Below are 26,651 nucleotides of genomic sequence, written 5' to 3'. Positions count from 1 at the left end.
TACGTCATGACACAGGGAAAGATAATTTAAGAATATACGTGCAGCTTTTCATTCTTTATGTCTATAACCCGGTAAAGAAATAATAGAACCTCTCCAGTATTACCGGTGGAGCAGGCATCATGACGGCTTGTTCTCCAGATTATCAACTAAATTCGGTTTCATAACCGCTCCGAACAAGCAAAGACCCACATCATCATTCGAAATAATGATATTAATACGTCAACTGACTTTCAATTATCGGTTGATGGCTAACCCGGTTTCCACTGGACGTCTGGCAGTTTGAGAAGTCGATCCGGCATCGGTGCTGTATTGACTGCAGCCCGACCTAGCCTTGAGATCATTGAAGGCATATCAAAACGCCGGTTAAACCGATAGTTGAACTCTGATAGATAACGGCCCAGATGCTTGGGGTCGAGCTTATGGTAAGTACCGGTAATCGCTGTTTTCACGTTTCCCAGCATGGTATTTACCCAGGTGAACAACTCATTCTCCATGGATGCATGCCCACCACCGGTAATGATGGCTGTGTGCTGGCATCCGGCATCTTCAATACCCCGGAAACAGGACAAGCCATCGCTGACGGCCCGGACACCCTTTTTCAGGGCATGTTCTGCCCACTCCTGAATGGTTTTTCGCCGGAAGTTATCAACGGCATTGAACTTCATGTAGATAGGGTGGTTATCAGCATCTGTCTGAACTGCGGCCACGAAGGGGGCTTTGTTCTCTGAGCCTCTGCCCCGGCGGCCTCCGTGGCGCTCTCCGCCCCAATAGGCGTCATCAATCTGAACAAAACCACTCAACTGCCAGCTGTTATCTCTTTCCATCATGACCTGCATGAGTTTGTGTTTCATGCGCAATGCGGCATTGTAGGAAATGCCAAGTTGTCGATGAAGCGTCAGGCAAGAAATCCCCGCTTTATTCTGGGTGACGAGATAGATACCCAGAAACCAGGTAGCTAGAGGCAGCTTTGTTGAGTCAAAGATAGTGTTACTGGTAAGCGAGGTTTGGCAACGGCAGCAATTGCACTGGAATTCAGCTTTCCGGTGAAGCTTGCAGAAACTGCGGGAGCCACACTTCGGGCATTGGAAGCCATCTGGCCAGCGCCAAGAGGACAGCGCGTTCTCACACTGCTCTTCACTGCCGTAATTAGCCAGAAATTGCATAATGCCAAGGCCTTTTTGGAACTGAATGGTGTTTTTACACATCAGTTTTACCTCCAAAACACATGACTATCGACGTTTATTATAGCAGCTGGCTCACGACGTAGGGTCGGTGGTAATCAGGTTATTTTTTGCGTGATTCGATGCTCTTATGTGGGCAATCGCTTGCTTACCAGCGATTTTTGCTTGTTCTCGATCACCGGTATTCTTGAAAGTATCACTGTAAGCCCTATGGTAAGCTCTCCCTTTCTCGGACTGCGGCCAGACTTGCCTGGCAGCTTTTCCTTTATCGGACTGTAAGTAAGCCCTCCATTTCTCAGACTTAGTATAATTCCTATGGTAAGTCTTCAGGTAAGCCTTCCGTTTTTCGGTTTGTGCGTAAGCTTTCTGGTAAGCCTTCCGTTTCTTAGAGTGTGCATAAACTTTCTGGTAAGCCTTCTGATAAGCCTTTCGTCTCCTGGACTGCTCGGGAGTTATTGCGAGCGTGAGGGGTAGAGGTTCGTCAGAACCGGACGATTCAGGTGCAGCAGTTTCTGCAGCTGTAACTTGCGACGGTACGTCATTATTAAACGGGGTAATTATAGCAACAGGACGGTCAACGGGACGTGATGATGGCTGAGAAAAACCAACTAATGAATTAACCGGTGGTAATTTTTGGGCTGTTTGTTGGGGGGTTGTTAAGGTTGAATGACTGAATGTCAAGTCATTATCAACAGGTCCGTTGGAAAAATCACAAGATAAAATTTCATCACTGCCTTCTAGTGAATAAAAATCAGGCATAATCAATTCATCTGTAGTGGTTGGTAAATGAGAAACTGAAAAATCACTAAGCGTTCGTGGAGGATATGATGTTCCCTGATTCATTACTTCCTGATTTAAATATCCACAATGGAGTGAATTAAGCGTTTGCGCAGAATAACCAGCGATACTTGGCTGTGAACAGGAAGTGCCAGTTGGTGCTGCGTATTCTTCTGCAAAGGCCTGCAAACAGGGGTTAGCAGAAACAAAGTCTAAGTTGAGTGTGTCCATTGAACTATTGAATTATTGAACTGTTGAATTACAGCTTAAGACTGCGCCTACATTATAAAAGTTCCTTTCAGAATCAATTTTCTGACAATTTATGTCAACCAATTATGCCAACCAAGCATAAAACTCTCTGTTCCAGAGACACAGCAGGTTGTAACGTTTCCCTATCCAGAGGACAGTAATCAATACCTTTTTAGTAACTGTTCAGCACCCCCACATAAATCTGGAATTTTCTGATTTTTATACCATCCTCTTAAGCACCCTCGACTTTAGAGTTTTAAGAGCACAATAGTTCCGGCGCATAATCTGCTAAAAGCAACCATCCCCAATGACGAAATTCGAGATGGTTGCCATGCTCACTTCAGATCATCAAGTAATCCTCAGGGAGCTCGCTTCATATACAACCTTTCTTGCTGGAGCGCTATCATCAACTGCAGTACCAACGTTCTGCGAACTGCTGTTCGGTTGCATGCTTTCAGCCGACGGCTTTGTTACACAGGCGTTGTTAACAATTGATTTTCATTGTGTGTGGAGCAGCTACCACCACTGGCTATCTCAGGGCAAGTGGCAATGGAAGAACTTGGCACGCCACTTGATCCGTCTGGTCTGCTCCAAAGCTCCTGAGAATCAACCTGTGGTCCTGGGGCTTGATGACTGGGTAATCGAACGGTTTTCCGACAAAGCCCCTGCTTGTCGTACACATCATCAACACAGCAAGAAACGCAATCGGCCGACGTACATCTGGGGGCAGTGTTGGGTTTCCCTGGCCATCATATTTGAGCGGGCTGCAGATGAAGTATTTACCGCCATACCGGTGATCTCATTTCCGACACCAGCTTCAGGTAACACCAGCAAACTGAAAATTGCCGTGGCCATGCTCAGGGTGGTACGCAATGAAGTGAAGGATCGAGTGCTACGCCTGCTAACCGATTGCTGGTATATGAACTGGACACTGATAAAGCCAGCTCTGGAAATGAACATAGAAGTTGTTGGTCAGATACCTTCAAATCGGGCCCTCTATGCTTTGCCGCCAGCACCCACCGTAAAGAAGCGAGGGCGCCCAAAAAAGTACGGCATCAAGATGACGACAGAACAGGTTAAGAAACTGCCGGAAGAAAAAGCAACAGTATGGATGTACGGCAAATTTCGCAAAATACGTTATCGTACCCTGATCTGTCGCGCCAGATTCCTTAAAGGTCGTGAAGTACGCGTCGTCTGGAGTCGCTTTGAAAATGACAAAGGTCTGACCGAAAGCAGAATATTCATCTCGACCAATCCGGAACTTGAGGGACTGGAGGTGCTTCGTGCCTATTCCCGGAGATGGCCGGTAGAGCCAATGTTTCACCAACTCAAACATGCTTTTGGCTGTTGCCATTTATGGCAGCAGAAATTGCGAACACTGCTTCGATGGATGCATTTGAAAATGGCAGGCTATGCATTATTGCAGTTATTAACCGTTTGTAAAAATCAGGCATGTCTGAATATTTCTCGGATACCCTGGAGAAGCCCGGATACAACCACTGCAGGCATGATGAAAATTGCTCTTTCAGGAATTATTCCGAGGTTCTCTATTCGCAAGGGCTGGAACAGATATAAGCAAAAATATGAGTTCAATTTTCGCGATCTGATCGACCAGTTAATACCGGATAATTCAGAAGCAGCATAACTAAAGGCTTTTAGGCAAAAAACGGAAGTAATAACGAACTTGGAAAAACAGTTCACTGATTTCGGCTTGCTTCACTATAAAAAGCTGACCGAATTATCGTTTTATACAGACTCTAAAGTCGAGTTAAGCACCATTTTTCCACAATATTCGCCAGCATGATTCCAGAACTACCCGCAACTATGTCGGCTGAGATTTTCTTGAAAGAGAATGCAGAGCTGCGGATGAGAGTTGCCTGTCTGGAAGAGCGATGTCGAGAATTGGAAGAAAAGGTTGGCAAGAACAGTCAAAACAGCAGCAAGCCGCCATCGTCTGATGGTTATCAAAAACCTTGTAAAAACAGTAATTCTCCAGATCATTCTGACGACCTTTCCGCAGATAAAGGTACCGATCCATCGGATGAAAAACCCAATCCTAAAAGTCTGAGACAGTCTTCTGGTAATAAAGCCGGTGGAAAGAAAGGGCATCAGGGCACTTGTCTTAAACAGGTCGATATCCCTGACTATATTGAGTACCTTCCGGTTAAAGAATGCAATAAATGTCAGGCGTCTCTTCTTGATAGTGAGCCGGTCAAATATATTGAACGACAGGTGTTTGAACCAGGGAGACCGGGTGAATTTGAAGTAACGGCCCATAGAGCTGAAGTAAAAATCTGCACTTGTGGTTGTCGGAATCAGGCTGAATTCCCGGAAGGTGTTACCGCTGCCGCACAATATGGCTCAGCCACACAGGCTATGGCCGTCTATCTTAACCAATACCATTTCCTGCCTTTTAAGCGCGTGTCAGAGTATTTTAATACTCTCTATAAAATGAGTGTAAGTGCAGGCACTGTCGCCAATTTTGTGGCCAGAACCTATGAAAATCTGGCTTCTACTGAAGAGGTTATTCGTGACGCCTTGCGGGAATCGTCTGTTGCCGGAGCCGATGAAACGGGTATGCGGGCCGAGGGCTCTTTGCACTGGCTACACGTTATGCGGGATGAACAATGGACGCTCTACTACTTGTCTGAAAAGCGAGGTCGTGAGGCCATGGACACGATGGGCATACTGCTAACATTTGCAGGCGTTCTGGTTCATGATCATTGGAAATCCTATTTTGCATATGCGGCAACTCACGTACTTTGCAATGCCCATCACCTGAGGGAGCTTTTGGGTGTTGTTGATAGGGACAGCAATCAACTGGCGTTGCGATTGATGAAGCTACTGAGGCTTTCCTGGCATTACTGCAAGGGCTTTAAGACCATAGGTATGCTACAGATGCCAAGTGTTGTCTGTGAACGAATCGAGAAGATTTATGACCGGTTGCTTCAGCGGGCTCTAATGAAAGAAGTCGTCTATATGGAGAAGCAACGAGAGGAGCTTAAGCGCAAGAAAGTCAAGAATACTAAAGCTTACAATCTCTTCAAACGACTCACTGAGTTCAAGGCTGAGACACTGCGCTTCATGTCAGATTTTACCATTCCCTTCGATAACAATGGCAGTGAGCGGGATGTTCGAATGGCCAAGTTAAAGCAGAAAATCTCAGGCTGCTTCAGGAGTGCAGACGGTGGTTCTATGTTTGCACGGATTCGCAGCTATTTGTCGTCTGCCAGAAAACAGGGAATGGACATATATCAATCACTTCATAGAGCTGTTCGGAATTACTGTAATATGCCTTTGCTCAGTGCTGAATAGTTACCTTTTTTTTTACCAGCTGGTGACCGGCATTGACCACAATCTGGTTGATCTCGTCCAGTATTTCCGGGGTGAACAGGGCGATATTATCCTGCAAAGTCTGGATGTGATAAGAGTGGGTACAGTACGGTCCGTGTCCGAGCATTTGCCGCAACGTACCGTGTTCATTGGCCAGCTCCTGAAGGCGGTCATAGTCACAGTTGATGGTCAGACGCAGGGAGCCAAAAATCAGTATTTTCCAGAGATCCATACCAGGGCGGCCATTGTCACGGCTGGCGGGTATCATTCGCTCAAGGGCCTGAAAAACCTGCTCTCTCAGCTCTGGGGTGACCCAGATATGCTGAAAAGCCCGCAAGAGGCGGGGTATGTCGTCCCTGGATTTGGGGTTGAAGGTGATGGCAGAGATATCGACCTCACCTAACTGCATTTGTGGCTTGATGGTTTGGCGCATTAGTGAGAAAACAGCCTGTCAGTGGAAATCTTCAATGATTAAGTTAGGCCACAGACTCCTGTTTTCAAGGGCTGATGGGTTTTCGGACAAGCACTAGTTAGCTCCTGGCCTTTCCGGCGTATAATGACCTGATAGCTAACACCCTTCTTACCGAGTCGTTTCCTGATAGTTGCCATTTCTGACTGTCGCCTTTTTACTTGTCACACACACTTTGTGTATACAGTATTGTCACATTTGACACAGTAGGCAATAGGAAGAGTCTTTATTTTACAGGGGGTTACAGGTAGGTCATTTTTTAGGAAGTATAAGCCGAAACAGGCTGTAAGGTATTGATATTAATATGGAAAATATAGATAGAAAGTTCTCCGTTGCGCCGATGATGGATTGGACTGACAGGCACTGTCGATACTTTCATCGGGTTCTCTCTGAACGGGCACTATTGTACACAGAGATGGTCACCACCGGTGCGCTGGTCTTCGGAGATAAAGACCGGTTTTTACAGCACGATGCATTTGAATACCCATTGGCCTTACAGTTAGGTGGTCATGATGCCAGCGACCTTGCCTTTTGTGCCGGGCTGGCAGAAGAGCGGGGCTATCAGGAAGTGAACCTGAACGTGGGCTGTCCCAGTGATCGCGTGCAAAATGGCCGTATTGGTGCCTGCCTGATGGCCGAGCCGGAAACCGTGGCCAATGCTGTGAAGGCCATGAAAGAGCGGGTGTCCATTCCGGTAACGGTAAAGCACCGTATTGGCATCAATGGCCGCGAGTCCTGGCAGGCGTTGCTGGATTTTGTCGGTACCGTTGCCGAAGCGGGGTGTGAGACCTTTATCGTTCATGCCCGTATTGCCGTTCTGGAAGGGCTTTCCCCCAAAGAGAATCGGGATATTCCCCCGTTGAAACCAGACTGGGTGTATAAGCTGAAAACTCAGTTTCCTGAGCTGACTATTGCCATTAATGGCGGTATCAAGACCTTTGAAGAGATAGACCATCACCTTAAGTATGTTGATGGTGTGATGCTGGGCCGTGAAGCTTACCAGAACCCATATCTGCTCTCAGACGTGGATGGTCGTCTTTATGGTGGTCAGCAACCAGTGAAGAGTCGCGCTGAAGTGATAGAGCAGATGCTCCCCTATATTGAGTCAGAGCTGTCTAAAGGGACATGGCTAAGCCACATGACTCGCCATATGCTGGGGCTTTATCATGGCGTACCCGGTGGTCGCCGCTTCCGCAGGCATATCAGTGAAAATGCTCATAAAGCCGGTGCGGGGGTTGATGTTCTGCTTGAGGCCGTCAGGCTTGTGGACAGTTTATAACATCTGTCATTGTCATCTGTCATCCGCCATCGAGCCTGAAGCAGGGGGTCAGGCTGTCGCTTCTGACTGCCTGCAGCGCTCCAGATGGTTAACCAGATCACTGAAGGCCTTTCGGTTGTTTTCATTCAGGCTCATAAGCGTCCTGTGGGCATCCAGCACCCGGGCATGGGTGGATTCCTCACTGCAGTCCTCACATTCAATTTCCTGGTATTCAGCGGTAGGGTTATCGACATCCTCAACAATGATGAAAATTCGCTCAAACCCCATGCTCATCAGGATTCTTGTGATATCAGGCTGGGGGGAGATCAGCACTGGCCGTTGGTCTATCTGCTTTCTGGCCATGATGGATAATTTGGCTAACAGGCCAAGTGATGTACTGTCGATGGTTTCAGCCTCAGAAAGGTCAACAATAACAGAACGAAACCCCGGCTGTTCAAAAACAGTCTGGAGAAAATATTCCAGACTGGAGCAAAGGGTGAGCCGAACTTCTCCGATCAGTTTCAGTACATAAGTACCTTCACTTTCGGCAAACTGAATTTTTCCCGGTGTCATAATCAGTATCGAGCCAGTATTAACATTGCGATGTCATCAGGTGCTTCCTGAATATCATTGAGTCCCAGTCGTTCTGTCAATATGTCTATGGTGTCGGCACCTTCTGCGATGACCGACAATAAATAATCTTCCTTTTCTTTAAGGCTTTTCTGGGGCAAAACCTCAAGAATACCATCAGAGAGGATAGTTAAGCTGAACTGCCGGGGCAAGTCTATAATGGCATCCTCATAGACAGCGTCTTCAAACAGTCCTACCGGTAAGCCTTTGCCCTCGAGGAAGTGGACTTTTTTGCCCGGTTCAGCGATGACTGGTAATGGAAAATGCCCGCCAAACGAGTAGGTAAGCGTCTGGTCACGGGTATTGACTATCCCGCCAAAAACGGTGACGTGTTTTCCCAGTCCGGTTTTCAGCAGGCTCTGGTTAATGTAACTGAGGACATGTGAAGGTTTGACCCTGATTTTACCGCCGTTGTCGTGATAGTCCTGCAGCAGGCTGATCGACATATGCTTCAGCAGCACCGTCACAAAGGCCGATGAGGCGCCATGTCCGGAAACATCGGCCAGATAAAAGGCAAAACTGTGGTCGCTCAGGGTGAAATAGTCGACAAAATCGCCACTTAAATAGAGGGATGGGATGATGCTATGGTCAACTTTGAAATCCTGGTATTCAAGCGGGTGTCTGGGGAACATATTCATCTGCACCTGACGGCCGGCTTTCTGGTCCTCCTGAAGCAGGGTCAGGCTGCTCTTTAACGAGTTGATGGCCTCTTCGAGGCTTGCCCGGTAACGCTTGTTTTCCATCAGTAACTGGGCCTTTTCCAGAGCCCGGTTGATGGCGTACTCTAACACCTCAAGATCAACGATCGGTTTCACCAGGAAATCGCTGGCACCAAGGTGAAGCGCTTCAACCACATCGGTCATGACGCCCGCACCGGAGACCACAATAAAGGGGATGTCACTGGCTTCGCTGCGCACCAGGCTCAGCATGGTCAGTCCATCCATGACCGGCATGCGCAGATCGCAGAGAATCAGGTCCGGTTGGCATTGACGAAAAATATGCAAACCTTGCTGCCCATTCTCCGCTTCATGGGTATTGAAACCACTTCCTTTCAGGTAAGCAACAATGCTTTCACGGACTATAGCGTCATCATCGATGACCAGAATGGTACTGCCGGTCATGGATACACCCGCAAAGTAAAGAGAATATAAGGACCAGCCTGAACCCGATGCATTCGGATAAAAAACCATATTAAAATGCCAAGTTAAGGGAAAAATACTCCCAAGCTGGCTTGGCTGCAAGGGAGAGTATTGGCAAATTGTAACTATTCAGCACTGAGCAAAGGCATATTACAGTAATTCCGAACAGCTCTATGAAGTGATTGATATATGTCCATTCCCTGTTTTCTGGCAGACGACAAATAGCTGCGAATCCGTGCAAACATAGAACCACCGTCTGCACTCCTGAAGCAGCCTGAGATTTTCTGCTTTAACTTGGCCATTCGAACATCCCGCTCACTGCCATTGTTATCGAAGGGAATGGTAAAATCTGACATGAAGCGCAGTGTCTCAGCCTTGAACTCAGTGAGTCGTTTGAAGAGATTGTAAGCTTTAGTATTCTTGACTTTCTTGCGCTTAAGCTCCTCTCGTTGCTTCTCCATATAGACGACTTCTTTCATTAGAGCCCGCTGAAGCAACCGGTCATAAATCTTCTCGATTCGTTCACAGACAACACTTGGCATCTGTAGCATACCTATGGTCTTAAAGCCCTTGCAGTAATGCCAGGAAAGCCTCAGTAGCTTCATCAATCGCAACGCCAGTTGATTGCTGTCCCTATCAACAACACCCAAAAGCTCCCTCAGGTGATGGGCATTGCAAAGTACGTGAGTTGCCGCATATGCAAAATAGGATTTCCAATGATCATGAACCAGAACGCCTGCAAATGTTAGCAGTATGCCCATCGTGTCCATGGCCTCACGACCTCGCTTTTCAGACAAGTAGTAGAGCGTCCATTGTTCATCCCGCATAACGTGTAGCCAGTGCAAAGAGCCCTCGGCCCGCATACCCGTTTCATCGGCTCCGGCAACAGACGATTCCCGCAAGGCGTCACGAATAACCTCTTCAGTAGAAGCCAGATTTTCATAGGTTCTGGCCACAAAATTGGCGACAGTGCCTGCACTTACACTCATTTTATAGAGAGTATTAAAATACTCTGACACGCGCTTAAAAGGCAGGAAATGGTATTGGTTAAGATAGACGGCCATAGCCTGTGTGGCTGAGCCATATTGTGCGGCAGCGGTAACACCTTCCGGGAATTCAGCCTGATTCCGACAACCACAAGTGCAGATTTTTACTTCAGCTCTATGGGCCGTTACTTCAAATTCACCCGGTCTCCCTGGTTCAAACACCTGTCGTTCAATATATTTGACCGGCTCACTATCAAGAAGAGACGCCTGACATTTATTGCATTCTTTAACCGGAAGGTACTCAATATAGTCAGGGATATCGACCTGTTTAAGACAAGTGCCCTGATGCCCTTTCTTTCCACCGGCTTTATTACCAGAAGACTGTCTCAGACTTTTAGGATTGGGTTTTTCATCCGATGGATCGGTACCTTTATCTGCGGAAAGGTCGTCAGAATGATCTGGAGAATTACTGTTTTTACAAGGTTTTTGATAACCATCAGACGATGGCGGCTGGCTGCTGTTTTGACTGTTCTTGCCAACCTTTTCTTCCAATTCTCGACATCGCTCTTCCAGACAGGCAACTCTCATCCGCAGCTCTGCATTCTCTTTCAAGAGAATCTCAGCCGACATAGTTGCGGGTAGTTCTGGAATCATGCTGGCGAATATTGTGGAAAAATGGTGCTTAAGAGGATGGTATAAAAATCAGAAAATTCCAGATTTATGTGGGGGTGCTGAACAGTTACCCTTGTCGATATTGAACTGGCGCAGGTCTTCCACCAGCAGGATGTCGGCGATTTTTCCGGGAGAGATGGAGCCGACCAAGTGGTCAATACGATAGGCCTCGGCGCTGTTCAGGGAACCCATCTGGATAGCCGTGATTGGGTCAACACCTGCAGCAATGGTCATACGGATCAGTTTATCCATATGCCCGTTTTCCAGGATTTCGGAAGGAATCACGTCGTCAGTACAGAAGCTGACCCGACGGGCCACCCGCGGATTGATATGCGTCACTACCTTCATATTTTCATGGAGGAAGTGGGAAATTGATGACTCACGAACCAGCAGGAACATGCCCTTACGGATTTTTTCCATGGCTTCGACATGATCGTAGCTTTCATGGTCAAGACGCACACCCGCACAGAGTACGGAGTTGAGACGGGTACCTGTGGTCATGGGGGCGCAGCCGAATATTGGCAGATTGTTCTCACCAGCCAGCTCAATGGCCTTCATGACGCCGTCATGTTTGTTTTCGACAAACTCGGAGACGGTTTCCCAGACGCCATACACTTCCGGCCATTTCTGAACTTCCTGATGCACTTCCGGGGTGACGTTAAACCCAACGGTGGATTCAGGCAGGGTGTAGGGAGCCGTGAAGGGCAGACCCCAGAACACTTTTAATGGACCCTGGTTGATTTCGTCCAGAACCTCGCGGACACCTTCCAAACCCGCTGTTACCAGATACTGATCCAGGCCGGAAACAATGCTGGTGGTGCCACAGGGCACCACGGCTTTGGCAAAGCTGGTCATGGACATTTTGCTGCACTCAATATGCAGGTGGCCATCAATCAGACCGGGCACCAGGTACTTGTTTTCAGCATCGATAATCTGAGTATTGTCACCGATATAAGCGTCAACATCTCCGGTAGCTACGATTCTGGAACGGTAAACGGCGATGTCCGCAGGGTAGATCTCTGCGGAGGTCACATTGACCAACTGGCCGTTTTTAATCACCAGGTCGGCAGGAATACGGGCAGCGCCAGCATCAATCAGGTCGCGCAGGTTTTCTTTAATCATGATGTTTTACTCAATACAAAAAAGGGCTTATCAAGGGCTTATAAAGAGCTTATAAAAAGGCGTAACGGGCCAGGAATACCACAGTCAACAGGGCGCATACCGGCGACACGTCGTGCCGTCTCCCGGAGGCCAGTTTGATTGTGGTATAGGTAATAAATCCAGTGGCAATGCCTTCGGTCAGGGTGAAACTGAAGGGAATCATCACCGTAGTGACAAAAGCCGGTGTCGCTTCTGTCAGATCGTCCCACCGGACGCGGGTGAGTTCCGAGGTCATCAGCAGCCCGACATAGATCAGGGCGCCTGCGGTGGCGTACGCGGGAATCATGCCGGCCAATGGTGCAAAGAAGATGGCCAGCAAAAATAACAGGCCAACGACTACAGCCATCAGCCCGGTGCGGCCGCCTTCAGCGACGCCTGTCGCACTTTCCACAAAAGGGCAAACAGAGGAGGTGCCCATGAATGCACCTGCTGCCGAACTGAGGCTGTCGACAAACAGGGATTTGGTGGCATTGGGATAGTTTCCGGTTTCATCGGCCAGGCCAGCTTTATCGGTCACGGCGACAAAGGTGCCGGCGGACTCAAACAGGCTGACCAACATGACCGAGATAATTACCCCCATCAGACTGAGATCAAGAGCGCCCATCAGGTCTAGCTGGCCCAGTACCGGAGCAATGCTCGGGGGCAGGGAGGCGATGCCCTGGTATTCCACATCGCCCAGTAGCCAGCCGAGAAAGGTAATGGTAATAATGGAGATCAGAACTGCCGCTTTAAAGCCACGCTGTACCAGCACCATCATCAGCAGAAAACCGGCACAGCCCAGTATAAACGGAATGGAGCGGACATCTCCGATGGTTACCATGGTGCTCGGCGTTGCCACGATAATGCCGGCATTGTGCAGACCCACCAAGGCAATCATCAGGCCGCAGCCGGTAGCAATGCCAATGCGTAGGCTTAAGGGAATGCTGGTGATGATGTAGGCTCGAAATACGGCAACGGCAGCAAACAGTAACGAGCCCCAGAAGATCACAGCCATGCCGGTCTGCCAGGCAAGCCCCATGCCGCCGACCAGCACAAAGGCCAGGTAGCTGTTCAACCCCATGGCCGGTGCCATGGCGATGGGCAGATTCTTAGGGTAGACATTAAGCTCAAAAAAGGTTCGTTTCCGGCGGCAGAACCCACCTTGAACAGCCACAATAAAGCTTCGAAACCATTATCAATGGCTGAACAAGATGAGTACTGCAAATAGTAGATTAGTTGAAAAAAACTGTTGACCTGTTTCGACCGGTCAGAACTCCTAAGTATGGCGGAACAGCTTGGTTTTACTATACGACAGCGAGATATCCGTCCTTTGGATTTTATCCTCTCACTGATCGATGCCCTCGCTGGTGATGGAAACTGCGATACCCAGGCGGATCTACACCGTAAATTTAACGAGTTGACGGGGCTGAATGTCTCTTATCGTTCTTGGGCAAATCAAGCTAAAAAGGACGCGCTGCCTACTCTTATCCTGTGGCTATGGGTGCAGTGTCTGGAAATATTTTCCCGCAAAGTCATGGCGTTTGATGAAGACAGTCCATTTTCAGAGTTTGAGCACATTCTGATTCAGGACGGTTCGTCACAAGCTGTCTATGATGCCCTGAAAGAAGCATTTCCCGGCAGGTTCTCAACGGTCAGTCCTGCTGCCGTCGAGCTTCATACGACAATGGATCTTCTCACCAACAACCTGGTGCGGGTGCAGCTGACTGAAGATACCCGTTCAGAAAGAGACTGTCTGCCACCACTGCCAACATCCATGGCCTATATCCTGATGCTAATGGATGCCGGTTATTTTGAGCTGGAACTCTTTGCCGCTATTGATGACAGGGAGGGTTCTTTTATCTGCAAGGCACCTCAGAGTATCAACCCGACGATACTCAGCGCGGTACGGGAGGATGGCAAGAATCTCAATCGCTACAAAGGACAAAAACTGAAGGATGTACTGTCTGGCTTCCCCAAAGACCAGTGCCTCGACCTGGATGTAGAATGGCCGGGATTCAAAGCCTGGCCATTCCGCTTGGTTGTCCGCTGGAATGACAAAAAACAGAAGTGGGTTTTCGTTGTGACCAACCTGAACCGGGTGGAGTTCACCTTGAGTGATGTGCTCCAGGCCTATCGTCTACGGTGGCAGATAGAGCTGATTTTCAAAGAGATCAAATCCTATTCAGGGTGGCATCGTTTTAACACCAAATCAGCGACACTGGTGTTTAGCCTGATTCTGATGTCCTTTGTGGTTGTGACGTTGAAAAGGTACCTTGCCCATGCTGCACAGGCGAACCTCTGTGAAAGTGGGAGCATTGAGGAAATCTCGACGCACAAGGTGATGAAAAGTGGGACTCACCTGTTTGGTAATGTGATTTCATCGTTGATGAATGCAGGAAAGTCATTGGTCTCATGCATTAAAAAGCTACTGGACTTCTGGGGAAATAATGCGAAACGAGAACACCCTGCACGGGATGGTTGTTCAGGGCGTACAAGATTAGGCCTTTGTGCGGTGGGTGGGGCTTAATGTCTACCTTAAGTGGGCAGATTAGCCAACAGGCCCATGGCAATGCTGCCAATGGCGGCGATCAGGCAGGTGGTGACAAATACTGCCTGGGCATCCATTCCCGCAGCGGAAAGAATCTGTGGATTTACAAAGATGATATAGGCCATGGTCAGGAAGGTGGTTATGCCGGCCATTACTTCCTGGCGGATATGGGTGCCCTTGGACCGAAGTTGAAATTGACGCTCTATCCATCCGGTCTTTTCCGGCGCAGGACATTGGGATTCAGTAATATGACGGGACGCTTCAATAGCCGCAGTAGTCATTACAAACTCGGATGGGAAATCAATGGATGATGTTGAACGATTGTTCTATTAAAAAATATTATACGAGCGTTTAAATTAATTGCATTATATAAAACAAGGGTTTGCGTAAATTACTTAACGTTGTAGGTATCTTGTGAGCGTCATGATGAATGACCAGCCCGAATATTTCATAAATAAGAGCAGGTTCCGCCCAATCACCTGATATGATTGGGTCGACTAAAAAAAAGCTTCGGAAGAAGCAATCCGGAACCTGCTATGACGAAACATACACAAGAAACCCTTCGTTTTCACCCTGTTAATGGTAAAACTGTCAGAGCTGATTTTAACGGAGGGGAGTTGTCCTCCGATTTTGGCGCGCTGCTGCTTCGTGAAATGGCCATCCGCAGCGAGCTAATTCCCCGGCTCGTCAAGGCAATCCAGGACAAACGACATCAATCCTATATTGACCATTCCATGCAGGATCTTCTGACGCAAAGAGTGCTTCAAATGGCCTGCGGTTATCAGGATGCCAATGACAGCAACCATTTGCGCAAGGACCCGATGTTCAAGCTGGCTGTTGGTCGCAGTCCTCTGAATGCCGAAACCCATCTGGCATCAGCCCCCACATTTTCACGACTCGGGAAGGGCTTGTCCCGCAGGGATATATACGACCTGGCCTACGCCTTTGCAGAGCATTTTCTCAGCAGCTATAAAAAACCGCCCAAGCTGGCAGTCATTGATCTGGACCACACAGCCAGCCTGACCCACGGTGCTCAACAGTACAGCTTGTTCAACACCAAATACGGCAATACCTGCTATTTGCCACTGATGATTTTTGAAGGTTTGAGCGGGAAGTTGATCACAGCCATTCTGCGGCCCGGGAAAACACCCTCAGGGCGGGAAAATGCCGCCATTGTTAAACGTCTTTTGACGCTGATCCGGCAGTCATGGCCGAAAACACATCTGATCATCCGGGGAGACAGTCACTTTTCCCAACCTGAGCTGATGCACGTTGTTGAGCAGGATAAAGCTGCTGATTACGTGCTGAGTAAAGGCGCTGGGCATCCAACGGCCTTACGGCCAATGTCGGATGAAAGCATGGCGGAAGCTCGCCTCTGCCTCCAGGCACGTACAGCTTACGCTCGATTGAATAAGTTACCGATACCTTACCGAGTGCGTCTGTATGGCGAGGCACAGTATCAGGCGAAGAGCTGGAAAGGGCTGGATACACGTGTCATATATAAGGCTGAAGTGAACCAGATGGGTGATAACCCTCGCTTTGTCGTAACCTCCATCAAGAATGCCTCGGCCCGGTGCATTTATGAGCAGTTCTATTGTCCCAGAGGACAGGATGAAAACTACATCAAACACCTGAAAAATGATCTGTCCTGTGATCGGACATCGGATATGAGCTTTCGGGCGAATGCATTGCGTATGTACTACGCCTGTGCTGCGTACGTTCTGCATTACGAAATGAGAACCACTGTATTGAAGGATACAGAGATGCAGAGGGCTCAGCCTTCAACAGTGATCGCCAAGCTGTTCAAAATTGCCGTTAAGGTGGTGGAGTATAAAGACCGAGTTAAGTTACATCTGCCCAGCAGTAACCCAATGAAAGTGTTGCTACAACGAGTGACGGAAGCTTTTGCTGCCATTCCAGTTCTCAGACCGGGATAACAGACACAGCTTTTCGGTTGGGGAGGCGTTTTATTGGATCAGCTGAAGGAGGTTGAGGGTTCGGTGCGCCTGGTGTCAGGTAAATCGTTATGTTTTTTGACATAAAGCCATGGCGGGACGCAATATCAATGCAGAAAAATACGCTGCTACGATTTGGCAGGCCATGTTTGTTCAAAAAAACATCAGCCGTTCGAGTTGTAGCAGCGTTTATGAAACATTCGGGCTAGGAGGCTGTCCGAGAATAGCCTGATTAAGTATAATCAGGCATTTTCTGCCCACTTTGTTGTTGCCGAAACGGATGTCATCAATCAAATTCAAAGATAACCCTGCTGATTTTGACCAGCACCTGATGTTCCCATCGAACATCTTCGACCTGCTGCCACCAGATCATGATTGCTTCGTTTTTGAAGATATCTTCAAGCATATCGACACCTCTGAAGTGGAAAAGCAGTATCACCATCTTGGCCAGAATGCCTACCACCCACGACTGATTATATCGATCCTGATCTATGCCTATAGCCATGGTGTGTTCAGCTCCAGGGAGATTGAACGGCGCTGCAATCAGGACTTGGCTTTCATGTATATCGCCAAACAGCACTGCCCAAATTTCCGGGTGCTCAGTGACTTTCGTAAAAACCAGGCCACCTTTTTTAAAAGCAGTTTCAAACAGAGCGTGCTGCTCGCCCGGGAACTACAGATGGCCTCGCTGGGCCACATCGCTCTTGATGGTTCCAAATTCAAAGCCGACTCATCAAAGCATAAGGCCATGAGCTACGCACGACTTAAGGCCAAAGAAGCTGAATTAATGGCTGAAGTTGAGGCCCTGATTAAAAAAGCCGAAACCAGTGACAGTGAAGAGGACGATGCTTATCAGCAGGAGACTGGCTACAGCATTCCTGAAGACTTGCAATTCAAGCAGGAACGGTTAGAGAAAATCCAGGAGGCCAAAAAAGCGCTTGAAGAACGGGAACAGGCCCTGAATCCCGATAAGCCGATAGACGACAAAAAGCAAATCAGCTTTGCTGATCATGATGCCAGGATCATGGGTAAAAAAGGCAGTGGCTATCAGTACAGTTATAACGCCCAGATCAGCGTCGACAGCGATAATGGTATCATTGTTGGCCAGCACATCAGCCAGCATGCCAATGACAAGCAGGAAGTAAAGCCTGCACTTGAAGCCATTGCAGAAGCAACAGATAACGCGTCCATTGGCAAAATGAGTGAGGATAATGGCTATTACTCAGGGCCCAACCTGCAAGCGTTTGATGATGCGAACATTGACGCTTACATGGCTACGGATCGACAGGAGAAGCCTGCAACAGAGGGACTGGAAGACTCTGACAGAAAGTTTGTCAAAGCGGATTTTATTTACCATGAAGCAGACGACAGCTTTACCTGCCCTGCCGGTGAGAAGCTGATTTATAACACGGCTAGCAAAGCAAAACACAAAAGCTACCGCGTCAGTAAAGATATCTGCCGGGATTGCCCGTTACGTAAAAGGTGCAGTGGTGACAACAAAGACCCGGGGAAAGTGATTCGCACAGACCGCCACGAAGCCATACGCCAGGCGATGAACCGCAAAATGGAAACCAAAGAGGCCAAAGCGGTTTATGAGCGTCGCAAGGTGATTGCGGAACCGCCTTTTGGCCAAATCAAGAACTCAGGATTCAGAGGGTTCAGTGTCCGGGGTAAGGAAAAAGTGGCTGGAGAATTTTCACTGGTCTGCAGTGCTTATAATTTCAAAAAAATTGTCAAATCGGTTTCAACGGGATCAATCCGTCTTGAAGAAGCAAAAAGGCTTAAAATGGCAGCATAAAGGCAAGCAAAAGGGTAAAAAACGCAATTTTTACCCCAAAACAGGCTAAATTTAGGTCAATATTTGATCAGCCAAGAAAATGCTGAAGCTTTCGTTTTTTCAATAGCTAGTTCTCGGACAGCCTCCTAGGAGGTTGGTTTGCCCTATTCATCTATTGTTGTGCTGACCGGTGCGGGAGTCTCTGCTGAATCGGGAATCAGAACGTTCCGGGCCAGTGACGGGCTTTGGGAGGACCATCCTGTTGAGGATGTTGCAACACCTGAAGGTTACGCTCGAAACCCCGCACTGGTGCAACGATTTTACAATGACCGGAGACGGCAATTGCAAACCGTTGTGCCCAACCGGGCCCATCAGGTACTGGCAGAGTTTGAACGTCAGTTCTCTGGGAGTTTTCTTCTGGTGACTCAGAACGTGGACGATCTGCATGAAAGGGCAGGGAGCAAGCAGCTGATTCACATGCATGGAGAATTGTTGCAGGTTCACTGTCAGGAGACAGGGCAGGTTTTTTACTGGGATCAGGATGTTACCGTTGATACTCAATGTGAATGCTGCGGTATTGCTGGTAACCTCCGCCCTCATATTGTCTGGTTTGGTGAGGTACCGTAGTTGTAGACATTACCCAAGATAATTTTAACCTCAAGCTTAGCGGTGTGGTACTGAATCAGGCTGATAAAATACGAATTAATCTAAATTATTTGTAAAGATTTCCTTTCTTTTTGTGATATATACGACGATGTATTTGTATAGCACTTTTCATCTACAGGTGAGTTAGATGTATCTAGAACATCCGTAGATGCATCTATAAGCAAATCTAAAAAAACTATACGACAATGTTTAATGTTAAAGAGGGTGAGACGTCCTCTAAGCCCCTATTTACAAGGGGTTAGAGGAGTTCTAAGCTCTTCAGAACTTCAAAGAGGAGCTGGTTATGAAGGCACTACTGAAATTTGAACCTAAGCAGGAAAAGAAGAGGCTTTTGTTCTGTAACATTGGTTACATGAAAGACTATAAAGGTAATACAGAAGATGACTGTATCGAAGGAGGTGGGTCTTTTGTAGACGAAGAAGGGTATGGTCATGAAGTATGTAACTTTGTCCTTGAGACCAACAAAAAGAATGCTTTCGGATATGTTCAGACTTCTAACAATGGTCAGATCAACATAGACCGCTTAGGGGCAGAAGCACTGGATGAGTATATAAGGGGCGTTGATATTGTCTTTACTGCAAAACATCCAGAAGGTGGTACTGTCATTATTGGTTTTTATCTGGATGCTAAGGTGTACAGGCACTATAAGCAGTTCAAGTGTACACCAGACATTTATGCTGAAAATGATATCAATGGTTATCGAATATGTGCGCTTAAGGAGAACTGCTTTCTGATAGCACCAGAGGAAAGAACCTTTTTTATTCCAAGAGGCTGTAAAGGTGGTATTGGTCAATCGAATGTGTGGTACGCCGATACACCAGAAGCTAGGTTCACTAGAAGAAGGGTACTGAAATACATTGATGCTATAGCCAAATAGTAATCACTTTTATCTTATCGAATACCAAATCTTTGTTAGTAAAGAAGGTACTCATTAAATTAAATTAACCTCTGATTCGATTATGAGTTTCATTAACTCCTTGGGTGTGTTTTGCTCTAAAGAAATACATCCAAGGATATGATCAAATATATAATGCACTTGGTTTTCTGAGAAAATGTTATTGCTTACAACATCAAAAGGTATCGAATTTGTATGTTCATATAGGTACATAAAATAAGCATCGCGTAATAAATTAATATCAAGATCATTTTTTTTATATTTTCTTGATGGAATGACATCTTTCGATATGTACAGTAACTGAGCAATTTGTTTATCTGTAACTTCTGGCCTTCGATATAAGAGATCACATCTATCAACTAGCTTTCTATTTCTGAATGGTAGTTTTTGAATGACCTCTTGTATTCTTAGCTTAATCAATTTTCTTTTTATAGAAGTGTAGTTTCTGAGTCCAGGTATTCTTATATCTATGAACTCTCTTTGTGTCATGTAGTCCAATGCTTTCGTCTTATTCCTTTCTTTATAATGCCTATATGTGTACTTAGAAGTGTATAGACTCACACCTTTATTAAATTTTGACATCTATAATGACTCCGATTAATGAGCTGCTAGGCGTGTATATCAGATGATATACCATTGGCTCTTCTGGACTGAATATGTTTGTTTCGCAGTGTTTTATGGTTGCTGAGATGTAAAATATTTCAGGGCTTCATCGTATAAACAGTTAATGTCGCTTCTATTTGCTGGGTCACTTAGATAGACATGAACTTCCACATTGTTAGTATTAATATCTATATTCTTATTGTTTGCATCTTTTGTCAGGTAATCCTCTGGATTCCCATTCTGTATACATGAACTGAATTTATTGTACTGCTTCAAATGGTATAGTTGATTAAAAACAGACGACCTTACATCAATCGCTTTTTCAATTAGGATTAGTGTGTTTTGTACGAAATATACGACGATTCCATGTTCTTGCCAACTCTGGAGATGTTCATTGTATTCATTAATATAAAAATTGTACGAAGGTAAAACATGTGAAGTTTCGAAATAGTTGAGAATTTTCATTGTTTCCATCCTCCGTTGAAGTTCTTGATGGGGGATTTTTCATTTCTCTCTCTCTGCATGTATTCAGAACCGAACGTGCTCTGTGTATTATTGGGGTTATCTTCTTTCGTACCGCCAGCTAATTCAACAATACGAGCAATATCTCTGTCCATCACATCGCTGTCTTTGAGCTCGGGCATTTTCTTTTCTTTTTGCTTAATAACAAAGTCGTCTAGCTTTATATCTGTGTATAGCTCAGTATTTGTATTGGTATTCTTAATCGTGCTAGTCATTTTATCTAATGATCCGAAATCATAATGATCAATATCATGTTTATTCTTAGTTGTAGGAATCTTCATTGATTCATGTAATTGGACTAGCTCTGCTTGTAAAGCTAGTTTGTGCTTAATAATTGACATAATGGCTTTGTCATTTCTTTGCTGGTAAGCTTCAAATAACTGTGTATCTGTATTTTTCACTTTCATATTATCGCTGTATTTTTTAAGGATGCTGTCAATAGTACTTCTGGCTATCCCTGTACTTTCAGAGATGTACTTTTTGGAGATACCTGCTTTATGACATTCCACTATTAATTTCATTAATTTCTCATTTGTTTTCTTAGGCATAACTTATCTCCTTTTGCTTTTTCTGTTGGAGTTCTTGTATCGTTTTCGCTGAGTGTTTGATTTGTCGAGAGCTTTGAGAAGTGATAATAAAAGACTGCCTGCTGCAATTGAGCCCTTAGCAATACCTGAAAATATTTTGTTAAAAGTACTAGTTTCGGTTGCTTTTTTAGCTGTATTAATTCTTCTTGCAAGTATTGCTTTTTCTTCACTTGAAGCTGCTTTGTAATTATTCTTCATTGACTCAATATCATCTCTGATAGCTTTCTGGAGTGCTTTAACATTTGAAGAAGTCATGTTTTTAGCTAATGTACTCATCTTTTTAATATTTCTTTCATTTGCTTGCTGTTCTTCAGCTATAGCAATTAAGGTGCTTCCAGCAGTACCAAACTGTCGTGTATTGTTTTGGAACTTCTTACTCTGTATGTCGACATTGAATTGTTGACGCATCAAGTCTTGAAGTTCTTGTACTTCTTTTTTGGAAGCTCTGTACTTGCCAGTGAACAAGTTTTCAATCTTCTGCATTGTACTTCTTGCTTGCATTGGTCGTATTGGTTTTGGGTCTAGTACTTCTACCTGATCATCTTTGTCAGCAGTGACCTTTTCACTGCGTTCTATATCGGATGATGTGCGTTCACTGCTCTCTGTATCTTTAATATCATTGGGGTTATGTACTGTACTATTTGTATTCAAGTCTTCATAATCAAAGTCCTGTCTGGAAGCGGTGGGAGTCTCTATTCCATAGTGAGCCTGAGCTTTAAGATTTAGCATATCTGTTGTTGTTTTATCTAAAACAGATTTCCCTGTCTCATTATCCATCCATTTACGACCATCGAAGTTGTATACTTTTGATCCTTTCTTGATCTTCGTACCTTCTGGTACTTCTTTCTGTTTGAACATGTACGATGTAGGCTGAACAACTCTATCGTTGCTTTGGGCGTATGGGTTCTCATAGTCTGTGCTGGTAAGCCGTCTAAGCCCTGTACTGTCATGTTCTATATCATATGATCCTGTTGGGTCTGAGACTCTAATAGCACCAGCATGGTATTCAGGGCGCATACCTCCTTTAAAGGCGCAATTGCCATGAGTTCTTCTTTTCTCCCAAGAGTCATCATTGCATTGAACATCACTGCCTATTCTTAGTGATGGCTTAGTTGCTTCAGTAAGAAACTCGATTGAAATATTAATCGATTCAAGTAGCTCATTATGATTTTCTTTTTGAACTGCCTCTAATATCCGTGCGTGTACATAATCCTTCATTTAACTCTCCATTTGATACCCCATGTTTCTTTTAACTATTTATTGCTACACGGATGTAGTGAAAGGGCTAAATATTTGTAACTACAAAAGGAGATTTCATGAAAAGTGAGTTCAGAACTGAAAGATACGTCGCCTTGGACATAGAAACATTTGATGTTGTTTATATTGGTTATTGCAAGGCTGATCCAGAAGTTAAGCAAGAAATAAAGAATGCCTTTGATGATCTACAGTACATAATAGAAAATACTGGATCAAATATAGATATAAATGACTTGTGTATAGTTGGTTTTAAGACGTTGGGGCTTTTTAAAGAAAACTCGACTGTTAAGAGGAAAGCTCAGTTACTTAAAAAAGAAATTGAGCATTTTGAACCAGTATTGAATATGGAAAGCCGTAAGCATACAAGGCAGAAATTAGATGAAATTAATAAAAGGGAGGATGATTAATGAATGGAAAGCTAAATTCAAAAGCTAGAATTCAAAAGCTGCCGCAGACACAAGATGAATTACAACATGATATTGATGTTTTAGATATGCAGCTTAGTAGAATGGACTCCGGAAGCGTTGATTCGAATGATAATGAATTTTCAATAGCACAGGAGCTACGTCACTTAATGGATACAATGGAAGTTCCAAGAGTACGAAAAGAAGATGTAGGCACAGATGAGTTAGTAGAAAACCCACTGCTTGGAATTGCTGCTCGTGCTGCTGGTACTGCAATAGGATCAGGTGTAGCAAAGAAAATAACTTCTGAAAGTACCTGTTCATGTGTATCTAGTAGGGATGATATCCGAGCTTGCTTAGACAACCTAACAAGTTTAGAGGATGAAGTACCTGAAGAAGAGAGAGAGTTAACTTTAGATGATGAAATCACTCTGAACAGGGCAGAACGAATTATGCAGAACACAAGTAAGGAAACTGTAGATTCACCAGAAGTTGAGCTTATGAGAAGTACTATGGATTCACTAGATAGTGATGAAGATCAGCTTATGGATCAGTTCATGGCAATTGCACTTGAACTAAAAGCAAAAGGGAGAATATGAGAATGAGTTCAAGTAAGAAACACTCTGTAGTAAATGGCCTTAATATATTAAAGTCCAAAGCTGGAATGAGCTTATCACCTGAAGTTGAAGAGATATTTTTAGATGTTCTTGATGAAATATACTCAGATGCTGCTAATGCTATGAGAGAAGAACTATCAGAAAGATACAGAAGGGATAAGGAAGATATCATAGTAGGTCTAGAAAAAATGGCACAGGATAACCTCCAAGAGTTAAAGGACTACTGTATTACTAGTGCTGCACAAGTATTAAAAAAACAAAGACAAAAAGATATGGAGGTTTTACAGCGTAAGTTAGCAGAGCTAGATGCAGATATGGCATTACGTAAAGGGGAACTACAGGATGAGATTCAGCAGAAATTAGCAGGCTTTAACCGTCTTATGGAGCATGTTGTTTCTGAGGAAATGTCTGAATTACTACAACATCTCCTAGAAGCAAAAAAGAATAATTTTGGTAGGGAAATTTATGATGCTTTCTATAAAGAGTTTATGGGTACTCAATTTAATGAGCATAAAGTTCTTTATGAAATGAAACATAAAGCCCTGAATATGAAGAAAGAACATATTATTGTTAAGCAGCAACTAGATGAAAGTAAGCAAAAGAACAGAGTCTTGGAAAAACAGAGTAGACTGCTTGAAGACACCATAAAGAGAAAGGAAGTTATCGGAGAGCTACCAATTCAAGATTCTCTTAAAAATGGAGTGTATGAGAGTTATGAGTCTGTACCTACAGAGAAACTTGATAGTGTACTTCGAGCAGCTATACAGAATGGTACTTTGTTAGACTTTTATAAGAATAGGAAAGGTAAGGAGCAGTTTTCGTCTGTGCGTACAAAAAAACAAACCTCCAAGGAGCAGTCTGCTATGGAGCCAGTACAAACCGAAGGTGATTACTTCTTAACCGATGATTACTTCTTAACCGACCTCGATAGTCTGTTAAGTAAGGCAGGGCTGCCAGCTCATACTGACACTTTGACTCGTTCAGTAACCAATGTAGGCCGTAAATGAATATTTTTAAAACGAAAGCCAGTCAATTGTTCAGCTGGCTTTCCATTTAGCGTGTTCTTCTAGAAGATAATCAATTCCTCCCTTGTGGTCATGTGAGCCATCGAAGTACTTGATCATATTTTCATAATAAACATCTGGATAGTTGTGCTGAACAGCAATTTTCCTGAATTTGCCATATCCCGGCTCGTTGTTATCTTTCCATAGTTGGTATATTTCGGGTAGATGTTTCCAAGCAAGAAGATTTAGAGGCTTTTTCTTTGTCATCCCATGCTCCCAAGGCAATGTTCCATACATATGACTGTCCTTGCCTTTTCTCCCATATGTGGGATGATCTTTTCCTTTTCTCTTGAGGATATGTCTATCTCCCATCTCTGCCTTGTTCTGCTTCTGTGTAATGAAACGACAATTGCCCATGACATATCCTCCGGTATCGCCAATACGACCTAGTTGATAGGCATTAGAGCCTCTACCTATCTGCTTTGGCTCTGTGATATCTGCATTGAAAGCCAACTGCAAATATTCATCTTGTGTTAGATCAAACGGAATGTTTACTTTTTTTGCATTTCTTTTCTTCTGACGCCATTTATTACCAAAGCCGATCATTGTCGAGTATTTGTACTTCGCACTAGAGCTTTTATTCAATTGCAAATGTCCTAAAGTGATCTGTTCATTTATCCAGTTGTTGAATTCCATATTTTCCTTTTTTTTAAAATTAAAAAACAATTAGTATATTTTAACATTTTTAATATGAGCTCATATGAGCTCAAAAAAAAGCCCAGACAATTAATTGTCTGGGCATTTTCTAGAACACATTAGGATTGTGCGTTATTGATTATACGTACTATTTATTAGCAAGTACTTTTGGTTCTCGTTGTTAATACATGCCTTCCATTTATCGCTAGCTTCAATAGATAGTTGGCGGTAAACGTCTTTATCTGCTTCAGTCTTAGCTTTTCCTCTTTCAGTAAGCATCTGCTGCATGTACTGCCATTCACCTGTACATGCTGTTTTTGCTTTAGTTCTAGAGTTCTCCTTCTGTTTCTCTGGCATAGAGTCCCATTGGGCTTGCCATAAACTGTCTTGTCGTTTTGTGTCAGCAGTGACCTTCTCACTGCGTTCTGTGTGCTGTTGTGTGCTGGTGATGGCTGATGCAGTACATGCAATCCCAAGTGCACCAGCAATTACAAGTACACGCTTCTTGTGATGAGCTGTAGGAGCTTTCCTATAAGCCTTAGTTGCATAAACAATTCCCCATAAGCCACCAGTACAAAGTGTCCCTAGTGCGTGAAGAAAGTGTTGTTTCTTTGATAAGCCATTTGATTTAGGTGAGTAGGTATTCATGATATGTACTTATGATAGTTAGAATGGAAAGGGGGCTTCCCCCTTAATTAATTAAGCGTCTTTTTTCTTTCTACTATTCTTGATTTTGTTGTACACATCTTGTATTGCTGAATCGAAAGTCCCTTTGAGTACCTCTTTTTTCATGGAGTCTAATGCTTTAGATGGATCATAATCAGCAGGTACAATCAACATAGTGTCACCATCTTCATTAATTTGTATTGGTGTTACACCGAAGCGGATACGACATACAAGTTTATCTTCACCTTCATATTGCATTATTTTGGTTTCGTATCTCATCATTGTACGAAGTTCTTCAATAGTCCTTACTGTTTCATTTGAGGTATATACCTTTTTTGCAGTTACCGCTTGAGCAAAGAAATCATTTTTAGTAATGGCCATCTGCTTATCTCCGTCTGTTATTGATTAATGTGTGTTTCTATGTGGCCTATTACAATGTCATGTATTCGTTTACTCAACTATTTCGTTATAAAAATACGATACTGATTTTTTATCTGTAACTCCGAGAATATAAAAAAGCGCAATCGTGATTTTAAGTGCTCATTTATAATTTCTAACGGGAGTTGTTAGATATCGCACATTAGGTACTACAATCATCTATACCCACCTTAGAATGGATT

Annotated in this window: 24 protein-coding genes and 2 pseudogenes; 11 read left to right on the top strand and 15 right to left on the bottom strand. The window is 44.8% G+C overall.

Features of this window, described 5'->3' with window-relative positions; translation table 11 throughout:
* Nucleotides 1-248: 248 nt before the first annotated feature.
* Both MJO57_RS16245 and MJO57_RS16240 read right to left on the bottom strand, forming a co-directional pair.
* The gene (locus MJO57_RS16245; RefSeq protein WP_252017306.1) at nucleotides 249-1,205 is read right to left on the bottom strand and encodes an IS1595 family transposase; all 957 of its coding nucleotides are present in this window, start codon (nucleotides 1,203-1,205) and stop codon (nucleotides 249-251) included.
* 51 nt (nucleotides 1,206-1,256) lie between these two features.
* Nucleotides 1,257-2,189 carry a hypothetical protein gene (locus MJO57_RS16240; RefSeq protein ID WP_252017305.1) on the bottom strand — a complete coding sequence of 311 codons (933 nt, stop codon included), beginning with the start codon at nucleotides 2,187-2,189 and terminating at the stop codon, nucleotides 1,257-1,259.
* A gap of 325 nt (nucleotides 2,190-2,514) precedes the next feature.
* Between MJO57_RS16240 and MJO57_RS16235 the strand changes: the two genes are divergently transcribed.
* Nucleotides 2,515-3,852, top strand: a complete 1,338-nt coding sequence (locus MJO57_RS16235; RefSeq protein WP_252017304.1) for a transposase — start codon at nucleotides 2,515-2,517, stop codon at nucleotides 3,850-3,852.
* 155 nt (nucleotides 3,853-4,007) lie between these two features.
* Entirely contained in the window at nucleotides 4,008-5,522 is a 1,515-nt protein-coding gene (locus tag MJO57_RS16230) for an IS66 family transposase (RefSeq protein ID WP_252017303.1), read from the top strand.
* 4 nt (nucleotides 5,523-5,526) lie between these two features.
* Here MJO57_RS16230 and MJO57_RS16225 read toward each other — a convergent pair.
* Nucleotides 5,527-5,973 (bottom strand): annotated as a pseudogene (locus tag MJO57_RS16225) (ISNCY family transposase); the annotation flags it as partial.
* A 340-nt stretch (nucleotides 5,974-6,313) separates the two neighbouring features.
* On the opposite strand from MJO57_RS16225, the gene dusA reads away from it, so the two are divergent.
* Nucleotides 6,314-7,288, top strand: a complete 975-nt coding sequence (gene dusA / locus MJO57_RS16220) for a tRNA dihydrouridine(20/20a) synthase DusA (RefSeq protein WP_252017302.1) — start codon at nucleotides 6,314-6,316, stop codon at nucleotides 7,286-7,288.
* 48 nt (nucleotides 7,289-7,336) lie between these two features.
* Here the strand turns inward: dusA and MJO57_RS16215 are convergent, their stop codons facing one another.
* From MJO57_RS16215 to MJO57_RS16195, 5 genes are all read right to left on the bottom strand, one after another.
* Entirely contained in the window at nucleotides 7,337-7,840 is a 504-nt protein-coding gene (locus MJO57_RS16215; RefSeq protein ID WP_252026866.1) for an STAS domain-containing protein, read from the bottom strand.
* Nucleotides 7,841-7,842: 2 nt separating this feature from the next.
* Complete coding sequence (locus tag MJO57_RS16210; protein WP_252026864.1) at nucleotides 7,843-9,018, bottom strand: SpoIIE family protein phosphatase; 1,176 nt, start codon at nucleotides 9,016-9,018, stop codon at nucleotides 7,843-7,845.
* Nucleotides 9,019-9,161: 143 nt separating this feature from the next.
* Nucleotides 9,162-10,676 (bottom strand): IS66 family transposase, encoded by a 1,515-nt coding sequence (locus MJO57_RS16205; protein ID WP_252026862.1) that lies wholly within the window; start codon nucleotides 10,674-10,676, stop codon nucleotides 9,162-9,164.
* Between the two features lie 48 nt (nucleotides 10,677-10,724).
* The gene (locus MJO57_RS16200) at nucleotides 10,725-11,816 is read right to left on the bottom strand and encodes an amidohydrolase family protein (protein ID WP_252026860.1); all 1,092 of its coding nucleotides are present in this window, start codon (nucleotides 11,814-11,816) and stop codon (nucleotides 10,725-10,727) included.
* 49 nt (nucleotides 11,817-11,865) lie between these two features.
* Entirely contained in the window at nucleotides 11,866-13,008 is a 1,143-nt protein-coding gene (locus MJO57_RS16195) for an NCS2 family permease (RefSeq protein ID WP_252026858.1), read from the bottom strand.
* Nucleotides 13,009-13,083: 75 nt separating this feature from the next.
* On the opposite strand from MJO57_RS16195, the gene MJO57_RS16190 reads away from it, so the two are divergent.
* On the top strand, nucleotides 13,084-14,361 hold the full coding sequence (locus MJO57_RS16190) for an IS4 family transposase (protein ID WP_256491693.1): 1,278 nt from the start codon (nucleotides 13,084-13,086) through the stop codon (nucleotides 14,359-14,361).
* A 14-nt stretch (nucleotides 14,362-14,375) separates the two neighbouring features.
* Here MJO57_RS16190 and MJO57_RS16185 read toward each other — a convergent pair.
* A pseudogene (locus tag MJO57_RS16185) lies at nucleotides 14,376-14,663 on the bottom strand (solute carrier family 23 protein); the annotation flags it as partial.
* 255 nt (nucleotides 14,664-14,918) lie between these two features.
* Here MJO57_RS16185 and MJO57_RS16180 point away from each other — a divergent pair.
* The 4 genes from MJO57_RS16180 (at nucleotide 14,919) to MJO57_RS16165 (ending at nucleotide 19,657) form a co-directional block, all read left to right on the top strand.
* Nucleotides 14,919-16,319, top strand: coding sequence for an IS1380 family transposase (locus MJO57_RS16180; protein WP_252026856.1), 1,401 nt, complete (start codon nucleotides 14,919-14,921; stop codon nucleotides 16,317-16,319).
* 298 nt (nucleotides 16,320-16,617) lie between these two features.
* Complete coding sequence (locus MJO57_RS16175) at nucleotides 16,618-18,135, top strand: IS1182 family transposase (RefSeq protein ID WP_252017502.1); 1,518 nt, start codon at nucleotides 16,618-16,620, stop codon at nucleotides 18,133-18,135.
* A gap of 138 nt (nucleotides 18,136-18,273) precedes the next feature.
* Nucleotides 18,274-18,741, top strand: a complete 468-nt coding sequence (locus MJO57_RS16170; RefSeq protein ID WP_371924853.1) for a Sir2 family NAD-dependent protein deacetylase — start codon at nucleotides 18,274-18,276, stop codon at nucleotides 18,739-18,741.
* Between the two features lie 322 nt (nucleotides 18,742-19,063).
* Nucleotides 19,064-19,657, top strand: a complete 594-nt coding sequence (locus MJO57_RS16165; protein ID WP_252026854.1) for a hypothetical protein — start codon at nucleotides 19,064-19,066, stop codon at nucleotides 19,655-19,657.
* Nucleotides 19,658-19,711: 54 nt separating this feature from the next.
* On the opposite strand, the gene MJO57_RS16160 is transcribed toward MJO57_RS16165, so the two are convergent.
* The 3 genes from MJO57_RS16160 to MJO57_RS16150 form a co-directional block, all read right to left on the bottom strand.
* Nucleotides 19,712-20,257, bottom strand: coding sequence for a hypothetical protein (locus MJO57_RS16160; RefSeq protein ID WP_252026853.1), 546 nt, complete (start codon nucleotides 20,255-20,257; stop codon nucleotides 19,712-19,714).
* Nucleotides 20,258-20,739: 482 nt separating this feature from the next.
* Nucleotides 20,740-21,348, bottom strand: a complete 609-nt coding sequence (locus MJO57_RS16155) for a hypothetical protein (RefSeq protein ID WP_252026851.1) — start codon at nucleotides 21,346-21,348, stop codon at nucleotides 20,740-20,742.
* 3 nt (nucleotides 21,349-21,351) lie between these two features.
* Complete coding sequence (locus MJO57_RS16150) at nucleotides 21,352-22,605, bottom strand: hypothetical protein (protein ID WP_252026850.1); 1,254 nt, start codon at nucleotides 22,603-22,605, stop codon at nucleotides 21,352-21,354.
* A gap of 98 nt (nucleotides 22,606-22,703) precedes the next feature.
* On the opposite strand from MJO57_RS16150, the gene MJO57_RS16145 reads away from it, so the two are divergent.
* The 3 genes from MJO57_RS16145 to MJO57_RS16135 are packed head-to-tail and all read left to right on the top strand — an operon-like array spanning nucleotide 22,704 to nucleotide 24,672.
* Nucleotides 22,704-23,051, top strand: coding sequence for a hypothetical protein (locus MJO57_RS16145; protein ID WP_252026848.1), 348 nt, complete (start codon nucleotides 22,704-22,706; stop codon nucleotides 23,049-23,051).
* Nucleotides 23,051-23,647, top strand: coding sequence for a hypothetical protein (locus tag MJO57_RS16140; RefSeq protein ID WP_252026847.1), 597 nt, complete (start codon nucleotides 23,051-23,053; stop codon nucleotides 23,645-23,647). The genes MJO57_RS16145 and MJO57_RS16140 overlap by 1 nt, the downstream gene beginning before the upstream one ends.
* Nucleotides 23,648-23,649: 2 nt before the next feature.
* The gene (locus tag MJO57_RS16135) at nucleotides 23,650-24,672 is read left to right on the top strand and encodes a hypothetical protein (protein ID WP_252026845.1); all 1,023 of its coding nucleotides are present in this window, start codon (nucleotides 23,650-23,652) and stop codon (nucleotides 24,670-24,672) included.
* Between the two features lie 30 nt (nucleotides 24,673-24,702).
* On the opposite strand, the gene MJO57_RS16130 is transcribed toward MJO57_RS16135, so the two are convergent.
* The 3 genes from MJO57_RS16130 to MJO57_RS16120 all read right to left on the bottom strand — a co-directional run bounded on the left by MJO57_RS16130 (nucleotide 24,703) and on the right by MJO57_RS16120 (nucleotide 26,412).
* Entirely contained in the window at nucleotides 24,703-25,365 is a 663-nt protein-coding gene (locus MJO57_RS16130; RefSeq protein WP_252026843.1) for a hypothetical protein, read from the bottom strand.
* 132 nt (nucleotides 25,366-25,497) lie between these two features.
* The gene (locus tag MJO57_RS16125) at nucleotides 25,498-26,013 is read right to left on the bottom strand and encodes a hypothetical protein (RefSeq protein ID WP_252026841.1); all 516 of its coding nucleotides are present in this window, start codon (nucleotides 26,011-26,013) and stop codon (nucleotides 25,498-25,500) included.
* Nucleotides 26,014-26,064: 51 nt separating this feature from the next.
* A complete protein-coding gene (locus MJO57_RS16120; RefSeq protein WP_252026839.1) occupies nucleotides 26,065-26,412 on the bottom strand; it encodes a hypothetical protein in 348 nt (115 codons plus the stop codon).
* Nucleotides 26,413-26,651: the final 239 nt, after the last annotated feature.

It is taken from the genome of Endozoicomonas sp. SCSIO W0465, assembly GCF_023716865.1.
Lineage (GTDB): Bacteria > Pseudomonadota > Gammaproteobacteria > Pseudomonadales > Endozoicomonadaceae > Endozoicomonas.
The sequence above is the reverse complement of the archived record's forward strand: the minus strand, read 5'-3'. Positions and strand labels throughout refer to the sequence as shown.

What these genes read in the sequence shown, in the direction of transcription:
- MJO57_RS16145 (WP_252026848.1), top strand. Translation starts at nt 22,704, where the DNA reads ATGAAAAGTGAGTTCAGAACTGAAAGATACGTCGCCTTGGACATAGAA.
- MJO57_RS16120 (WP_252026839.1), bottom strand. Translation starts at nt 26,412, where the DNA reads ATGGCCATTACTAAAAATGATTTCTTTGCTCAAGCGGTAACTGCAAAA.
- MJO57_RS16150 (WP_252026850.1), bottom strand. Translation starts at nt 22,605, where the DNA reads ATGAAGGATTATGTACACGCACGGATATTAGAGGCAGTTCAAAAAGAA.
- MJO57_RS16200 (WP_252026860.1), bottom strand. Translation starts at nt 11,816, where the DNA reads ATGATTAAAGAAAACCTGCGCGACCTGATTGATGCTGGCGCTGCCCGT.
- MJO57_RS16130 (WP_252026843.1), bottom strand. Translation starts at nt 25,365, where the DNA reads ATGGAATTCAACAACTGGATAAATGAACAGATCACTTTAGGACATTTG.
- MJO57_RS16125 (WP_252026841.1), bottom strand. Translation starts at nt 26,013, where the DNA reads ATGAATACCTACTCACCTAAATCAAATGGCTTATCAAAGAAACAACAC.
- MJO57_RS16230 (WP_252017303.1), top strand. Translation starts at nt 4,008, where the DNA reads ATGATTCCAGAACTACCCGCAACTATGTCGGCTGAGATTTTCTTGAAA.
- MJO57_RS16135 (WP_252026845.1), top strand. Translation starts at nt 23,650, where the DNA reads ATGAGTTCAAGTAAGAAACACTCTGTAGTAAATGGCCTTAATATATTA.
- dusA (WP_252017302.1), top strand. Translation starts at nt 6,314, where the DNA reads ATGGAAAATATAGATAGAAAGTTCTCCGTTGCGCCGATGATGGATTGG.
- MJO57_RS16175 (WP_252017502.1), top strand. Translation starts at nt 16,618, where the DNA reads ATGTCATCAATCAAATTCAAAGATAACCCTGCTGATTTTGACCAGCAC.
- MJO57_RS16235 (WP_252017304.1), top strand. Translation starts at nt 2,515, where the DNA reads ATGACGAAATTCGAGATGGTTGCCATGCTCACTTCAGATCATCAAGTA.
- MJO57_RS16215 (WP_252026866.1), bottom strand. Translation starts at nt 7,840, where the DNA reads ATGACACCGGGAAAAATTCAGTTTGCCGAAAGTGAAGGTACTTATGTA.
- MJO57_RS16210 (WP_252026864.1), bottom strand. Translation starts at nt 9,018, where the DNA reads ATGACCGGCAGTACCATTCTGGTCATCGATGATGACGCTATAGTCCGT.
- MJO57_RS16245 (WP_252017306.1), bottom strand. Translation starts at nt 1,205, where the DNA reads ATGTGTAAAAACACCATTCAGTTCCAAAAAGGCCTTGGCATTATGCAA.
- MJO57_RS16205 (WP_252026862.1), bottom strand. Translation starts at nt 10,676, where the DNA reads ATGATTCCAGAACTACCCGCAACTATGTCGGCTGAGATTCTCTTGAAA.
- MJO57_RS16160 (WP_252026853.1), bottom strand. Translation starts at nt 20,257, where the DNA reads ATGTCAAAATTTAATAAAGGTGTGAGTCTATACACTTCTAAGTACACA.
- MJO57_RS16240 (WP_252017305.1), bottom strand. Translation starts at nt 2,189, where the DNA reads ATGGACACACTCAACTTAGACTTTGTTTCTGCTAACCCCTGTTTGCAG.
- MJO57_RS16155 (WP_252026851.1), bottom strand. Translation starts at nt 21,348, where the DNA reads ATGCCTAAGAAAACAAATGAGAAATTAATGAAATTAATAGTGGAATGT.
- MJO57_RS16165 (WP_252026854.1), top strand. Translation starts at nt 19,064, where the DNA reads ATGAAGGCACTACTGAAATTTGAACCTAAGCAGGAAAAGAAGAGGCTT.
- MJO57_RS16140 (WP_252026847.1), top strand. Translation starts at nt 23,051, where the DNA reads ATGAATGGAAAGCTAAATTCAAAAGCTAGAATTCAAAAGCTGCCGCAG.
- MJO57_RS16180 (WP_252026856.1), top strand. Translation starts at nt 14,919, where the DNA reads ATGACGAAACATACACAAGAAACCCTTCGTTTTCACCCTGTTAATGGT.